This is a genomic window from Micromonospora sp. NPDC048930, assembly GCF_043197935.1.
Lineage (GTDB): Bacteria > Actinomycetota > Actinomycetes > Mycobacteriales > Micromonosporaceae > Micromonospora.
The window spans coordinates 76,582-91,109 of record NZ_JBICUB010000020.1; the positions used below are offsets into that span (position 1 = coordinate 76,582).

The following is a 14,528-nucleotide window of genomic DNA, read 5'->3' on the forward strand; positions in this document are numbered from 1 at the left end:
CGGGCCGGGACACGAGGTCCGCGGCCCGCTAGCGCCGGAGGTGTTACTGCTGCGGCACGATGCTGACGGTCTTGCGACCGCGCTTGGTGCCGAACTGGACCGCACCGGCGGCCAGCGCGAAGAGCGTGTCGTCGCCGCCGCGGCCGACCAGGTCACCGGGGTGGAACTTGGTGCCCCGCTGGCGAATGATGATCTCGCCGGCGTTGACGACCTGACCACCGAAGCGCTTCACGCCGAGCCGCTGGGCCGCGGAGTCGCGACCGTTACGCGAGCTGGACGCACCCTTTTTGTGAGCCATTGGAGGACGACCTACTTCCCGCTGGAGATGCCGGTCACCTTGACCTGGGTCAGCGGCTGGCGGTGACCCTGGCGCTTGTGGTAGCCGGTCTTGTTCTTGAACTTGTGGATCCGGATCTTCGGGCCCTTGGTGTGCGCGGCGATCTCGCCGGACACCGAGACCTGGGCAAGCTTCGCCGCGTCGGTCACCAGGTCGTCACCGTCGACGAGGAGCACCGCGGTGAGCTTCACCGCGTCGCCGGGGGCACCGGCGAGCTTCTCGACCTCGATCACGTCGCCCTCGGCGACCTTGTACTGCTTGCCGCCGGTCTTGACGATCGCGTACATCGGAGGCGGACTCCCTGTCGTTGAGGCTGCTGGCGGTCGTTCCCACGGCGTCTCGCCGGGAGTCGTGACACCGGCAGCGCGGGCACGCGGGAACTCGGCACACCAAAGTGCGCCGCAGGCAAGCGTACGCCATGGCGGGCCCGCTGCCCAAACCGGGCTGCCGGTCAGGCCGGGCAGAGCTCGTCGAGGCGCTGCTGGAGCCGGTCGAACTCCGTCTCGTCGATCGCCTGCACGTCCGTGCCGAGCCCACCCACCTCGGTGGCCAGGTCCGCCAACAGGGTACGCAGCCGCGGGTCGGCCGCCCGCGCGGACTGCTCCCGCAGGTCGTCCCGCCAGCCGGCCAGCGCGGCCTCCGCGTCCCGCCGGGCGGCGTCCCCCGTCCGTCGGTCGCCGACCGCGTTCGCGCGCAGCATCTCGGCCAGCTTCTGGACGTACGTCTGCACGGCCGCGGAGCCGGCCTGCTTGGCGGCGGCGCAGGCCCCCGCGTCCCCGGTGGCCGTCGGGGCCGCCGTGGCAGGTGGGGCCGGTGAGGCGAAGCCCACCGCGAAGGGGTCGCCGTCGCCCCGCTCGGCGCAGCCCGCGCCGGCCAGCAGCACCCCGGTCAGCGCGGTGACCGCGAACACGCGGCGCATGTCTCCTCCCGTCCGGGGCGCGCCGTCCCGACCGGGGGGTCGACGGGTACGGCAGGGCCCCTCCCTGCGGACTCTGTTGCCGAGGAAGGGGCCCTGTCAAACGCCGTGCCGGTCAGCGCCTCACGGGCGGGTACGCCGCCGCGCGCCACCCCGCCGGGAGCGGCGCCGGCCGGTGCCGGCCTCGGCGGCCTCCTCCTCGGTCTCACCCTCGCCGATCGCGTCCGGGTCGTCCGCCGCCGCCAGCCGGGCCGAGTCGCCCTCCTGGCTGTCGGCGACCGCCGGGGCGGCCGGCGTCTCGGTCTCGTACCGGGACAGGTCATAGCCCTGGGTGTCGTAGTAGTCGTCCGGGGTCTCGACCACCTCGGCGACGGTCCGCTCCGGGGCGGCCTCGGCGGCCGGCTGCTCCGGCGCCGCCTCCGCGGCGGGCTTCTCCGGGGCGGCCTTGCGGCCCCGGCGCCGGCCCTTCTCCTCGGCGGCCGGGGTGGTGACGGCCGAGGCGACCGCCTTGACCTTCTCCCCCGCACCGGCGCCGGCACGCGGCTTCTCCGGCACCGGCTCGGTGTGGATGATCACCCCGCGGCCCTTGCAGCACTCGCAGGTCTCGCTGAACGCCTCCAGCAGGCCCGCGCCGATCCGCTTGCGGGTCATCTGCACCAGGCCCAGCGAGGTGATCTCGGTGACCTGGTGCTTGGTGCGGTCCCGGCCGAGGCACTCGGTGAGCCGGCGCAGCACCAGCTCCCGGTTCGACTCCAGCACCATGTCGATGAAGTCGATCACCACGATGCCGCCGAGGTCGCGCAGCCGCAGCTGGCGCACGATCTCCTCGGCCGCCTCCAGGTTGTTCCGGGTGACCGTCTCCTCCAGGTTGCCGCCGGAGCCGGTGTACTTGCCGGTGTTGACGTCGATGACGGTCATCGCCTCGGTGCGGTCGATCACCAGCGAGCCGCCGGAGGGCAGGAAGACCTTGCGGTCCAGCCCCTTGAGGATCTGCTCGTCGATCCGGTACTCGGCGAAGACGTCGGCCGTGCCGGCGTGCCGGCGCAGCCGGGCGACCAGGTCCGGCGAGACGTGCGACAGGTACGACTCGACCATGTCGTACGACTGCTCGCCCTCGATCACCAGCTCGCGGAAGTCCTCGTTGAAGAGGTCCCGCACCACCCGGATGACCAGGTCCGGCTCCTCGTAGAGCAGCACCGGGGCGCCACCCTCGGCCGCCTTGGCCTGGATGTCCTCCCACTGCGCCTGGAGCCGCTTGACGTCCCGGGCCAGCTCGTCCTCGCTGGCTCCCTCGGCGGCCGTCCGGACGATCACCCCGGCGCCGTCCGGCACCAGCTTCTTGAGGATGTCCCGCAGCCGCTTGCGCTCGGTGTCCGGCAGCTTGCGGCTGATGCCGGAGGCGTTGCCGTTCGGCACGTACACCAGGTGCCGGCCGGAGAGCGCGATGTGGCTGGTCAGCCGGGCGCCCTTGTGCCCGATCGGGTCCTTGGTGACCTGCACCAGCACCGAGTCGCCGGACTTGAGCGCCTGCTCGATCGAGCGGGCCCGGCCTTCCAGGCCGGTCATGTCCCAGTTGACCTCGCCGGCGTAGAGCACGGCGTTGCGCCCGCGCCCGATGTCGACGAAGGCCGCCTCCATGCTGGGCAGGACGTTCTGCACCTTGCCCAGGTAGACGTTGCCGGCCATGGTGCCGGACGAGTTGCGGGTGACGTAGTGCTCGACCAGCACGCCGTCCTCGAGGACCGCGATCTGGGTCCGGTCGCCGCGCTGGCGGACCGCCATCACCCGGTCGACCGCCTCGCGGCGGGCCAGGAACTCCGACTCGCTGAGGATCGGCGGCCGGGTACGGCGCTGCTCGCGCCCGTCCCGGCGGCGCTGCCGCTTGGCCTCCAGCCGGGTCGAGCCGGAGACGCCCTGCACCTCGTCGACGGGCTTGCGCGGCTCCCGGATCTTGACGACGGTGGGGACCCCGTCCTCGGCGGCGGCCTCCACGTCCCCGGCGCCCCGGCGACGGCGACGACGACGGCGGCGGGTCAATCCGTCGCCCTCGGCCTCCTCCTCGGCGGCCTCCTCCTCGGCCTCGGCGTCGGCGGCCTCAGCCTCGATGGCCTCCTCGGCCTCCTCGTCCTCGATCTCCTCGGCGCCGCCCTTGCCCCGGCCACGGCCTCGGCGGCCCCGGCGACGGCGGCGACGGCCGGCGGCCGCCTCCTCCTCCTCGTCCTCTTCCGCCTCGGCGATCTCCTCGGCCTCGACGGTCGGCTCCTCGTCGACCTCGACCTCGACCTCGACCGGCTCCACCTCGCGGCGACCGCGCCGGCGGCGCCGGCCGGTCTCCACCGGCTCCTCGGCGGGCTCCTCGGCGGCCGGGTAGCTGACCCGGACGGTCGGCATCTCCTCGGGCTGGGGCGCCATGAACAGGACGGTCGGCGCGGAGAGCGCGGCGCGTCGACGGCGGGTCGGGGCCGGCTCCTCGGCCGGCGCCGGCACGGCGGCGCCCGGCGCGATCTCGCCGGTGCGGTCCTGCAGGCCACCGGCCCGGGCCAGGGTGGCCTCGTCGACCGGCAACTCGGACGCCCGCGCGCCGGACTCGTCCGGCGTCGGCTCGTCCTCGGCGTCCTCGCCCTCGGCGTCCTCGGCCGCGGGCTCCTCGGCCGGGGCGGCCGCCCCGGCGACGGCCGGGGGCTCGGCGCCCTCGGCGTCCGCCTGCGGCTCGGCGACCGCGTGCGGCTCGACGGCGGCCTCGGCCGGCGCCTCGGTCGCGGACTCCTCGATCGGGGTCTCGGCGGGCGGCGGGGTGGCCTTGCGCCGACGGGTACGGGTCACCTTGACCGGCGGGACCACCTCCTCGGTGGTGGCCGCCACCTCGCCGGCGGCCACCGGCTCCTCGACCGCCTTCGCGGGCGTGGCCTTGCGGCGCCGCCGGGTGGCCTTCGGCGCGGGCTCCAGGTCGCCGGCGACCGGGGCGAACACCTCGGCCTGGGGGGCCTCGCCGCTGGCGCCGCCGGCGTCGGTGGACGCCTCGGCCGGCGCGTCGATCTGCTCCGGCTGGTTGAGCGGGGCGGTCTTGCGCCGGCTGGCCCGCTTGCGGGCCGGCTTCTTGGCCTCGGAGGTGCTGTCGGTGCTGCTGGCGGCGGTTGCCTCGGCCGGTTCTGCGCCGGTCCGTTCGCCGCCCTCGGGCTCGTTCTCGAGCATGGACGTTCTCCAGTTCTGGCTGCCCCGGGCGCGGGTGAGCGCTGCCACGCAGGGTCGCCGCAAAAGGTGTTTCCGCCGGGCGCGCAGGCGCGCGACCGCCGAAGTCTGCCTGCCAGAGCGCTGACCGTCGGTCAGCGCTCTCCGATGGCTGCCCCGTCGCGATCCGCATCCAACGGATCGACGATCTCGCCCTGCGCGGTCAGCGTGCCCTGCGCCAGCCGGATCACCCGCGGGGCGACCGGCGGCTCCAAGGCGGCCACCACGCGGAGGCCGGAAAGGACGTCATCGGGCCGTACGGACGGGGTGACCTGCCGCACGACCACTTCGAGTATCGCACACGGTACGGCCACCACCCCGGAAGGCGTCTCCGACTCCGGCAGCACATCGATCGCCATGACGGCGGCCCGCGCGTCGAACGTCCGGCGCCCCTGCTTGGTCATCCGCTCGACCTGGATCTCCCCGGCGGCACGGAACGCCGCCACCGCCTGCTCCGCCAGGGCCGGGTCGACCTCGGGCAGCTCGATCCGCCACCGGGACGCCTCGATCCGGTCGGCGAGGCTGCCGCCGGTGGCCTCCACCGCGTCGAGCACGTCGAGCCCGGGCGAGAGGGCGGCGTCCAGGGCCTGCCGCAACTGCTCCGGCTCGACCGGCTCGCGCAGGCCGATCTCCAGGTATTCCGCCTCGCTGGCGACGCCCGTCGGCGCGGCGGAGGCGTACGAGATCTTGGGGTGCGGGGTGAAGCCCTGGGAGAAGGCGATCGGTACGCCGGCCCGGCGCAACGCGCGCTCGAAGGCCCGGGCGAAGTCCCGGTGCGAGGTGAACCGCAGCGGTCCACGCTTGGCGTACCGGATCCGGACCCGCTGGACGACCGGTGCCTGGCCGCCCTCGGGTTGAGGCTTTCTGGCGATCGTGAACTCCTCGGGTGCTACCTGCGTGTCCGCCCCATAGTGGCGCAGTGCCCCGGGCGGTACGCAGCCGGGGCCGTCGCGGCGACCCGGAAAGTCGGTCGAAACCGGTCGGCGGGGGCCTCCTCACCCGCCCCGGAGACGCTGGTGGCCGGCCGGCGACCCGCAGGTCACCCGGCCGGCCACGACGATCAGGACCGGTTCCCGCCCGGCGGCGGGTACGTCCCCGGCGGGGCGGGTGGCGCACCCGGTGGGGGCGCGTAGCCGGGAGGCGGGGCGTACCCGCCCGGCCCCGGCGGCGGGTAACCACCACCCGGAGCGGGCCCGGCGCCGGGCGGGCCGTAGCCGCCCGGGACGGGTGGCGCGCCCGGCGGGCCGTAGCCGGCCGGGACCGGCGGGTGCCCGCCGTCGGTCATCCGGTCGAGCACCTCGTCCGGGATGTCGGCCGCCCGGGCCGCGTCCCGGCGGTACCGGCGCCGGTTCCAGACCAGGAAGAAAGCCAGGGCCAGCAGGATCACCAGCACCACGGCGATGCCGATGCCGATGATCATGACCTGCTGGTCGGTCGGGCCGCCCCGGTCGCCGTACTGGGTCACGTCGAAGTCGTCGTCCTCGCCCGCCTGGGGCGGGGCCGGGCTGGCCGCCTTCGGGTCGAGGAGCGGGTTCGCCGACACCGTGGGCACATTCGCGGTCAGCGCGGCGAGCGCGTCGATCCGGCCGTAGCCGTACTGGGGGTCGCGGCCGGCCGGCCCGGCGTCCCGGGCCGTCCGGATGATCCGGTTGATCACGTTCGGCGCGTCGAGGTCCGGGTACTTCGACCGGATCAGCGCCGCGATCCCGGAGACGATCGCGGTGGCGTCGGAGGTGCCGTCACCCCAGCCGTAGCCGTGGTCCGGGCCGATGTTGTAGATGCTGTCGCCGGGGGCGGCGATCACCGCCTCCGGGCCTTCCACCGAGCCGGACCAGAAGGAGCCGCCCCTGGTCGTGCCGGTCACCGCGATCACGCCGGGGATGTTGGCCGGGTTGTTCACCTCGCTGTCGCCCCGGTCGGTGTTGCCGGCGGCGGCCACCACCACGGCGTCCCGTTGCAGGGCGTACCGGATCGCCTGCGCCTCTTCGTCCGAGGCGGCGCCCATGCTGCCGTAGGACAGGTTGATCACCTTGGCGCCACGGTCGGCGGCCAGCCGGATGCCGGCGGCGGACGCCGCGTTGGTGACGCCGCCCCGCTTCTTGGCGGAGATGCCGATCGGCAGGATCTTCGCGGCCGGGGCGATGCCCACCACCCCGTCCCGGGCGGCCTCGGTGGCGGCGATGATGCCGGCCATGTGCGTGCCGTGGCCGTCCGGATCGGTCCGGCCGTCCCCGCTGCGGCCGTCGGTGCGGGCCCCGGGCACGAGCCGGCCGGCGATGTCCGGGTGGCTGCCGTCGACGCCGGTGTCCACCACCGCCACCAGCACGCCCCGACCGGTGGCGAGCCTGTGCGCCTGATCGATGCGAAGCTCGTCCAGGTACCACTGCTCGGCCCGTCGGGGCGCGGCGGCCGCCGGTTGGGCGGCCCCCAGCACCAGGAGACCGGCCACCGCGGCGGCCACGACCGGCCGGAGCGCGCCGACGTTCAACCTCATCCGTCCGTCCTCATCGCAGGATGCCCGGGGACGCGGCGTCACCGGTGCCCCACGGATCGTCGTCCTCAGTCAACCACGACGAGTGCTCGGTGCCGGTGCCGCCGTGCCCGGCGCCGCCGTGACCGCCCATCATGCCGCCGCCCATCATCCCGGCCCCGCGCAGGCCGCCCTGCCCGGCACCGGTCGCGTTGCGCAGGGCGCTGGCCGCGCTGGTCATCGGCGGCACCTTGCCGTTGCCCCCGCCGACCATGCCGGGGATGCCGCCCACCCCGATGCCGCCGGCCGCGCCCAGGCCGCCGGCCGACCCGACGCCACCGCCGATCCCGCTGCTGAGGCCGCCCCCACCGCCGAGCCCGGGCGAGCCGCTGAGGCCGGGGCCGCCGCCGTACCCGTTGCCGATGGTGGGGGCGCCGGCGCCGGCCAGGCCGCTGCCGTAGTCGTGCCCACCGCTGCCCGGGGCACCGGCGGCCGGCGGGGTGTAGGAACCGGCGCCGCCGCCGCTGCCGAAGTTGCCGCCGGTGGAAGGCGGCGCGATGGACGAGTGGCCGCCGCCGAACGAGCCGCCGCCACCGCCGATGCCCGTGCTGCCGAGGTTGGGGGCGCCGCCCCCGCCGCCGATGCCGCCACCGCCACCCCCGCCGCCGCCGGGGTACCCGGACGGCGGGGTGCGGTCGTCCGGCCGGTAGCCGTCGCTCATGTCCTTGCCGTCCGGGCTCGGTACGACCAGCTTCGGCCGCTCGGTCTCCACCGCGGTGGGCAGCGGGGACATGGCGGTGTTGGCCGCCTGCTGGTTGTCCCGGTACCAGTTGTCCAGGTGGGACTTCGTGTCCCACCAGCCGCCCCGCTTGTGGTCCTCGGCGTTGCCGTCGACCTTCATGGTCGCCTCGAGGTCGTCGGCCTTGTCGCGGAACGCGCCGTCGGCGTACGAGGCGGGGTTGCTCTGGTAGTCCTTGCGCAGCGCGGCGAGGAAGCCGGACGCGCTCTCGCCGTCCCGGGCGTCGTCGAGCTCGGTGCCGTTGGGCAGGCTCCACTCGTTCCACCCGAAGTCGTCCATCAGCGGGATCGGGATGCTGGCGACCGCCTTGCGGATGTCGCCCTCGATCCGGGTCAACGCCCCGCTGACGTTGGTCGCGTGGGTGATCAGCTCCTCGATGTCCTTGCCGATGTCACCAAGGTGCTCCCGGTACGCGTCGCCGCCGCTGCCCTTCCAGCCGCCGAGCATGTCGCTGAGGCCGCCGGTGTGCGGGCGCTCCGTCCCGGGCGCGATCGGGCCGACGAACGACCGCCCGATGAGCGCGTCCCGCAGGTGCCCCAGGCCGGTGGAGAGGTTGTTCCACCCCACGCCGACCGAGCCCACGGTCTCCGGGTCCGCGGACAGCGTCACCTCGCGGACGCACCGCTCCCACGTTCCTCCTGCCATGACCGTCTCCCCCTCAGGCCGTGTACGGATAGGTGGGCTGGCCGCCCGTCGCCGGCGGCGGCGCGGCGGACTCCAGCATCCGCTCGATCTGCTTGCCGTTGGCGGCGTTGCGCGCCTCGGTGTCGCGGAACGCCTGGGCGATGTCCTCGGTGCCCTTCTTCAGCGCGGCGAGCTTGCCGGAGAGCGCCTTCAGGTGCGCCTCCATGTTGGCCGTCGACCGGGTCAGCGCCTGCCACTGCATGCGGGCGTCCTCGTAGGCGCCGAAGGGGGTGCCGTTCGGGACGGTCTGCGCGTTGTTGCTGTCGCCCTTCATCCGCTCCTTGATGCGCTCCATCTCGTAGCTGATGGTGTCGTCGACGTACTGCCGCAGGCGCTCGACGTACTCCGCCGCGGCGTCCAGATCCTCGACGCTGACGTGCAGATCACCGGTGTCCGGCGGCCTGATGTCACCCATGCTGCTGCCCTCCCCGCTGCCGACCGCAGTCGGTCCAATACGGACGCAGCGTATCGAGCGACGGCCAGTCGAGGCACCCCCACCCCACGTCGCGGGAACGCCGACGGGACTCCCGGCCCCGGAAACGACGGAGCGCGGGAACCCCACGGGTTCCCGCGCTCCGGACGGCTCGGCGGCGTTACTACTGCTGGGCGGCGGTCGGCAGCTTCAGGCCGTTGACCGGGGTCAGCGGCAGCAGCTTCTTGCCGGTCGGGCCGATCTGGATCTCGGTGTCCATCGCCGGACAGACCCCGCAGTCGAAGCACGGCGTCCACCGGCAGTCGTCCTGCTCGTACTCGGAGAGGGAGTCCTGCCAGTCCTGCCAGAGCCAGTCCTTGTCCAGGCCCGAGTCGAGGTGGTCCCAGGGCAGGACCTCCAGCTCGTCGCGCTCCCGGGTGGTGTACCAGTCGAGGTCCACCCCGAAGGCCGGCAGCACCTCGGCGGCGGCGTCGACCCAGCGCTGGAAGGAGAAGTGCTCGCTCCAGCCGTCGAACCTGCCGCCGTTCTCCCAGACCTTGCGGATCACCGCGCCGACCCGGCGGTCACCGCGGGACAGCAGGCCCTCGATCAGCGACGGCTCGCCGTCGTGGTAGCGGAAGCCGATCGCCCGGCCGAGCGAGCGGTCCGCGTTGATCGCCTGCTTGAGTAGCTTGAGCCGGCTGTCGATGACCTCCGGCCGCTCCATCGCCGCCCACTGGAACGGGGTGTGCGGCTTCGGCACGAAACCGCCGATGGAGACCGTGCAGCGGATGTCCTTGGAGCCGGTCGCCTCCCGGCCGGCCTTGATGACCTCGTGGGCCATCCGGGCGATCTGGAGCACGTCCTCGTCGGTCTCGGTGGGCAGGCCGCACATGAAGTAGAGCTTCACCTGCCGCCAGCCGTTGGTGTACGCGGTGACCACGGTGCGGATGAGGTCCTCCTCCGACACCATCTTGTTGATCACCTTGCGGATCCGCTCCGACCCGCCCTCGGGGGCGAAGGTCAGGCCGGTCCGCCGGCCGTTGCGGGACAGCTCCTGCGCCAGGTCGATGTTGAACGCGTCGACCCGGGTCGACGGCAGCGAGAGCGAGACGTTGGTGCCCTCGTACTGCTGGGCGAGGCCGGAGCACATGTCGCCGATCTCGGAGTGGTCGGCCGACGACAGCGACAGCAGGCCCACCTCGTGGAAGCCGGAGAACTCCAGCCCCTGCTGGACCATCTGGCCGACGGTGGTGATCGAGCGCTCCCGCACCGGGCGGGTGATCATGCCGGCCTGGCAGAAGCGGCAGCCGCGGGTGCAGCCACGGAAGATCTCCACCGCGTACCGCTCGTGCACCGTCTCGGCGAGCGGCACGAGGGGCTTCTTCGGGTACGGCCAGGCGTCCAGGTCCATCGTCGTGCGCTTGTGCACCCGGAACGGCACGTCCGCCCGGTTCGGCACGACCCGCTGGATCCGGCCGTCGGGCAGGTAGTCCACGTCGTAGAAGCGCGGCACGTAGACGCTCTCGGTGCGGGCCAGCCGCAGCAGCAGCTCGTCCCGCCCGCCGGGGCAGCCCTCGGCCTTCCAGTCCCGGACGATCGCGGTGATCTCCAGGACCGCCTCCTCGCCGTCGCCCAGCACGGCGGCGTCGACGAAGTCGGCGATCGGCTCCGGGTTGAACGCGGCGTGGCCGCCGGCGAGGACCACCGGGTCGGCGTCGGTGCGGTCGGCGGCGAGCAGCGGGATGCCGGCCAGGTCGATCGCGGTGAGCAGGTTCGTGTAGCCGAGCTCGGTGGAGAAGGAGACGCCGAACACGTCGAAGTCACGCACCGAACGGTGCGCGTCGACGGTGAACTGCGGCACGCCGTGGGCGCGCATCAGCTTCTCCAGGTCCGGCCAGACCGCGTACGTCCGCTCGGCGAGGACGTCGGGCAGCTCGTTGAGCACCTCGTAGAGGATCTGCACGCCCTGGTTGGGCAGGCCCACCTCGTACGCGTCCGGGTACATCAGCGCCCACCGGACGGTCGCCGCGTCCCAGTCCTTGACCACCGCGCCCAGCTCACCACCGACGTACTGGATGGGCTTGGTCACCTGGGGCAGCAGCGGCTCCAGCCGGGGCCACACGGAATTTGTCGCGACCGGGCGCGGCGTCGTGGACGGGGCACTCATGATGCCCAAGGGTACGCGGTGCTCCGCCGGTCACCACGCCGACCGCGCGAGCCCGGCGGGTCAGGCCCGCCTCCGGCGCCGGGGCCGCCTGCGCCGGACTCCCTCGCTGGTCAGCGCGTGGTAGACGATCATCACGCCGATGCCGACCAGGCCGAGCACCGGGCTGACGAGCCAGCCCAGCGCGCCACTGATCAGATAGAGCGCCATGCCGGTCACCGGGCGGGTCCGCTGCGCGGCGACGTGGGCGGCCGAGGTCCCGCCCGCCAGCAGGGCGGGGTGCCGCCGCAGGTAGGCGAAGAAGGCGAGCCAGGGGGCGGACATCGCGGCCGCGGTGAGCGCGTAGAGCGCCACGGCGACCCGCCGGTCGCCGTCGGTGCCGCCGTGCGCGAAGGCCGAGGCGAGCACCGTGGTCGGGAACGGGATGACCACCACGCCGAGCAGCAGCCACAGGTTGATCCAGTTGAGGGCGAGCGTGGCCCCGCGGACGAGGCGCAGCAGCGCGTGGTGGTTGAGCCAGATCACGCCGACGTACCCGAAGGAGAGCAGGAACGCGACGTACGCCGGGCCCTCCCCGAGCAGGGCGGGCAGCAGCTCTCCCGGCTCGTGCTCGGGCACCCGGAGCTCGATCACCAGCAGGGTGATCACGATCGCGAAGACACCGTCGCTGAATCCGGTCATCCGGCCGATCTCGCTCACCGGGGATGCGTCCTCCGGCGCGTCCGCGCTGGTCATGCGCCCGAGGGTAGAGGCGAGTGCGGGCCGAGCGACGGTGGCGCGCCGAGGGGGCGGCCCGGGCGGGCCGCCCGCCCCCGTCACCGTCCCTCGACCGGCACGTCACGCCAGCCGGCCGCGGTCCGGAAGACGCCGTCCGGGTCGTACCGCCGCCACACCTCGGCCACCCGCACACCGGTGGCACCGGGATAGGCCCGCGCGAACGCGGCGGGGCCGGGCCGGCTCTCGAAGTTGACGTACGCCCCGTCGGTGCGTCCGGCGAGTCCCCGCCAGGCCGCGTCCAGCCCGGCCGCGCCGTGCGGCGGGAACACCGAGGCGACGACCAGGGTCTCCTGGTGCCGGTGCGGATACGCGGTCGCGTCGGGCGCGACGTCGTTCACCGCACCGCCCACCGACCGGAGCTGGACCAGGGCCCGGTTCGGACCGCCCGCCGCGCGCATGATCGCCCGGGCGGTCGCGCCGTCCATCCCGGCGAGCAGGCCGTTGGTGGTGAGGCTGGGCTGCTGCCCGACGTTCGGGTGCAGGTGCGCGGTCGGCACCAGCGCCGGATACGGCACCAGGTCGACCCGGTGGTCCAGCAGGCCCCCGAGCTCCAGGAGCGGCGCGACGGCGGGGCGGACCCGGCGGAGGCTCGCCCCGGCGACCACCGCCGTCACCGACAGGACGGTGGACGACCCGTACGGCAGCAGCATGGCGGCGGCGGACAGCTCGCGGGGCGCCTGCCGCAGCACGTCCGCCCAACGACGCACGGTGCTGCCGTCCGGCCGGGCCTCGACCACGATCCGGGCCACCCCGACGTCGCGCGCCTCGACCGCCTCGATCTCGAAGGCGACCACGATGCCGACCCCGGCCCCGGCGCCTCGGACCGCCCAGAACAGCTCCGGTTCGGTCACCGCGTCCGCGCGCACCACCGTCCCGTCGGCCAGCACCACCTCGACGGCGCGGACGTGGTCGATGGTCAGTCCGTAGTGCCGGACCAGCCAGCCCACGCCGCCGCCGGTCGCCAGCCCGCCGACGCCGACGTTGCCGTGGTCCCCCGAGCTGATCGCCAGGCCGTACGGCGCGAGGGCCTGGGCGACCCGGGCCCAGCGGGCCCCGGCCTCCACCCGGACCAGCCGCGACGGGCGGTCGAGCACGTCGACCGCGTTCAGCGCGGACAGGTCGATGACCAGGCCCCCGTCGTTCGTGGCGGCGCCGGAGAGCCCGTGCCCGCCGCTGCGCACGGCGATCGGCGCGCCCTGCTCCCGCGCGTACCGGAGGGCGGTGGCCACCTCGGCGGTGTTCGCCGGCAGCAGCACGGCCGCCGGGTTCCCCCGGGTGGTGTACGTCGAGCGGAGCATCGGGTAGCGGCGGTCGCCGGGCCGCACGATCTTGCCGGTCAGCTCCTCGGGGACCGGCGCCGATACACGGCTCACCGCTGCCCCCGGATCTCCCGCACCCGGTCGCGGACGGCGGGGGCGACCTCGTGGGCGAAGAGTTCGACCTGCGCCGGGGCGTCCGCCACCGGCCAGAAGACGAAGGTGTCGAAGCCCAGTTCGACGGCCCAGCCGGTGAGCGTGTCGATCCACCGCCGCACGTCCCCGACGAGCCCGGTGCCGCCCCGGTACGGGCCGACGGCGCCGATGACGTTGTAGATCCGGCGGACCTGCTCCGGCTGCCGGCCGGCGGCACGGGCGGCGTCGTCGATGGCCTGCTGGCGGGCCGGCACCTCCGCCGGCGGCACGTAGATGTTCAGCGGGGAGATCCACCCGTCAGCGAGCCGGCCGGCGACCGCGAGCATCCGTGGCCGCTGACCGCCCAGCCAGAGCGGGACCGGAGCCGGCGGCACGGGACCCGCCGCGTACCCCTCGATGGTGTGCTGGTGGCCGAGGTGGCGAACCGGCCCGCCGGACAGCGCCCGGCGCATGATCGTCAGCGCCTCCTCGGTGTAGGCGATCGTCTGCCCGCCGGTCCGCCGCTGCCCGCCCATCGCGGCGATGGCGTCCGCGCTCGCGCCGCCACCGACCCCGAGGACGACCCGTCCGCCGGTGAGGACGCCGAGCGAAGCCGCCGCCTTGGCCAGCATGGCCGGCGGGCGCAGTTGCAGGTCCGCCACGTCGGTGAGGAACGAGATCCGGTCCGTCTCGGCGGCCAGGTGGCTGATCAGGGTCCAGGTGTCCAGGTGGCCGGGTTGGTAGGGGTGGTCCTGGACGGCGAGGAGCTCGAATCCGCCGGCCACGGCAGTCCGCGCGAGCTGTCTCGTCGCGGGCAGCGAGTCGGCGGACGGGTCCAGGCTCACGCCGAAGCTGAGTGGGTGTCCGTAATCGGTCATGGCTCCACGGTCCGCAGGGCGCCGCGGGTGGGCAAACGCCAGGTTAGTTACTAACCTTTGATAAGTGAGTAACGCAGCTCCCGGCCTCGTGCCGTACCAGCAGATCCCCGAGTCCGAGTGCCGCGGCTTCCAGGACGCCCTGGAGCTGGTCGGGCGGCGGTGGACCGGGGCGATCCTGCTCGCCGCCGCGCGCGGCGCACGCCGGTTCGGGGAGTACCGGGCCGCGGTGGCCGGCATCTCCGACCGGCTGCTGGCCCAGCGCCTTCGCGAACTGGAGGCCGACGGCCTGATCAGCCGGACGGTCATCCCGAGCACCCCGGTCCAGATCACCTACGCGCCCACGCCGGACGGCCGGGACCTGATGTCCGTCCTGCAACCCCTGGTCACCTGGAGCCACCGACGCCGGGCAGCCGGGACGGACTGAGCACCGACCGGCCGGCCAGGGGGCGCCCGGCGGGCGCAACCGGCG

13 protein-coding genes are annotated in these 14,528 nt (G+C 74.2%); 1 reads left to right on the forward strand and 12 read right to left on the reverse strand.

What is annotated here, in order from left to right; all coding sequences use genetic code 11:
• Positions 1-43: 43 nt before the first annotated feature.
• The 12 genes from rpmA to ACGFI9_RS33265 all read right to left on the reverse strand — a co-directional run bounded on the left by rpmA (position 44) and on the right by ACGFI9_RS33265 (position 14,059).
• The gene (gene rpmA / locus ACGFI9_RS33210; RefSeq protein WP_073838295.1) at positions 44-298 is read right to left on the reverse strand and encodes a 50S ribosomal protein L27; all 255 of its coding nucleotides are present in this window, start codon (positions 296-298) and stop codon (positions 44-46) included.
• An 11-nt stretch (positions 299-309) separates the two neighbouring features.
• Entirely contained in the window at positions 310-624 is a 315-nt protein-coding gene (gene rplU, locus ACGFI9_RS33215) for a 50S ribosomal protein L21 (RefSeq protein WP_089005670.1), read from the reverse strand.
• A gap of 164 nt (positions 625-788) precedes the next feature.
• Positions 789-1,256 (reverse strand): hypothetical protein, encoded by a 468-nt coding sequence (locus ACGFI9_RS33220; RefSeq protein ID WP_393184359.1) that lies wholly within the window; start codon positions 1,254-1,256, stop codon positions 789-791.
• Positions 1,257-1,376: 120 nt separating this feature from the next.
• Positions 1,377-4,445, reverse strand: coding sequence for an Rne/Rng family ribonuclease (locus ACGFI9_RS33225; protein WP_393184361.1), 3,069 nt, complete (start codon positions 4,443-4,445; stop codon positions 1,377-1,379).
• Positions 4,446-4,576: 131 nt separating this feature from the next.
• The gene (locus tag ACGFI9_RS33230; protein ID WP_393184402.1) at positions 4,577-5,296 is read right to left on the reverse strand and encodes a TIGR03936 family radical SAM-associated protein; all 720 of its coding nucleotides are present in this window, start codon (positions 5,294-5,296) and stop codon (positions 4,577-4,579) included.
• A 245-nt stretch (positions 5,297-5,541) separates the two neighbouring features.
• Positions 5,542-6,975, reverse strand: coding sequence for a type VII secretion-associated serine protease mycosin (gene mycP / locus ACGFI9_RS33235; protein WP_393184363.1), 1,434 nt, complete (start codon positions 6,973-6,975; stop codon positions 5,542-5,544).
• 10 nt (positions 6,976-6,985) lie between these two features.
• Entirely contained in the window at positions 6,986-8,395 is a 1,410-nt protein-coding gene (locus ACGFI9_RS33240) for a hypothetical protein (RefSeq protein WP_393184365.1), read from the reverse strand.
• A 13-nt stretch (positions 8,396-8,408) separates the two neighbouring features.
• Positions 8,409-8,849 (reverse strand): hypothetical protein, encoded by a 441-nt coding sequence (locus ACGFI9_RS33245; RefSeq protein WP_393184367.1) that lies wholly within the window; start codon positions 8,847-8,849, stop codon positions 8,409-8,411.
• Positions 8,850-9,030: 181 nt separating this feature from the next.
• Positions 9,031-11,016, reverse strand: coding sequence for a TIGR03960 family B12-binding radical SAM protein (locus ACGFI9_RS33250; RefSeq protein WP_393184369.1), 1,986 nt, complete (start codon positions 11,014-11,016; stop codon positions 9,031-9,033).
• Between the two features lie 60 nt (positions 11,017-11,076).
• Positions 11,077-11,748, reverse strand: coding sequence for a TMEM175 family protein (locus ACGFI9_RS33255; RefSeq protein ID WP_393184371.1), 672 nt, complete (start codon positions 11,746-11,748; stop codon positions 11,077-11,079).
• 80 nt (positions 11,749-11,828) lie between these two features.
• On the reverse strand, positions 11,829-13,163 hold the full coding sequence (locus ACGFI9_RS33260; protein WP_393184373.1) for an FAD-binding oxidoreductase: 1,335 nt from the start codon (positions 13,161-13,163) through the stop codon (positions 11,829-11,831).
• Positions 13,160-14,059: an LLM class flavin-dependent oxidoreductase gene (locus ACGFI9_RS33265; RefSeq protein WP_393184375.1), complete on the reverse strand. Its 900-nt coding sequence runs from the start codon at positions 14,057-14,059 to the stop codon at positions 13,160-13,162. Before ACGFI9_RS33265 ends, ACGFI9_RS33260 begins: the two co-directional genes overlap by 4 nt.
• Positions 14,060-14,123: 64 nt before the next feature.
• Between ACGFI9_RS33265 and ACGFI9_RS33270 the strand changes: the two genes are divergently transcribed.
• On the forward strand, positions 14,124-14,483 hold the full coding sequence (locus ACGFI9_RS33270) for a winged helix-turn-helix transcriptional regulator (protein ID WP_393184376.1): 360 nt from the start codon (positions 14,124-14,126) through the stop codon (positions 14,481-14,483).
• The last annotated feature ends 45 nt before the right edge of the window (positions 14,484-14,528 follow it).

Bases quoted from the DNA above. Each gene is read 5' to 3' on its own strand.
- ACGFI9_RS33250 (WP_393184369.1), bottom strand. From the start codon at position 11,016: ATGAGTGCCCCGTCCACGACGCCGCGCCCGGTCGCGACAAATTCCGTG.
- ACGFI9_RS33220 (WP_393184359.1), bottom strand. From the start codon at position 1,256: ATGCGCCGCGTGTTCGCGGTCACCGCGCTGACCGGGGTGCTGCTGGCC.
- rplU (WP_089005670.1), bottom strand. From the start codon at position 624: ATGTACGCGATCGTCAAGACCGGCGGCAAGCAGTACAAGGTCGCCGAG.
- ACGFI9_RS33265 (WP_393184375.1), bottom strand. From the start codon at position 14,059: ATGACCGATTACGGACACCCACTCAGCTTCGGCGTGAGCCTGGACCCG.
- ACGFI9_RS33255 (WP_393184371.1), bottom strand. From the start codon at position 11,748: ATGACCAGCGCGGACGCGCCGGAGGACGCATCCCCGGTGAGCGAGATC.
- mycP (WP_393184363.1), bottom strand. From the start codon at position 6,975: ATGAGGTTGAACGTCGGCGCGCTCCGGCCGGTCGTGGCCGCCGCGGTG.
- ACGFI9_RS33225 (WP_393184361.1), bottom strand. From the start codon at position 4,445: ATGCTCGAGAACGAGCCCGAGGGCGGCGAACGGACCGGCGCAGAACCG.
- rpmA (WP_073838295.1), bottom strand. From the start codon at position 298: ATGGCTCACAAAAAGGGTGCGTCCAGCTCGCGTAACGGTCGCGACTCC.
- ACGFI9_RS33240 (WP_393184365.1), bottom strand. From the start codon at position 8,395: ATGGCAGGAGGAACGTGGGAGCGGTGCGTCCGCGAGGTGACGCTGTCC.
- ACGFI9_RS33245 (WP_393184367.1), bottom strand. From the start codon at position 8,849: ATGGGTGACATCAGGCCGCCGGACACCGGTGATCTGCACGTCAGCGTC.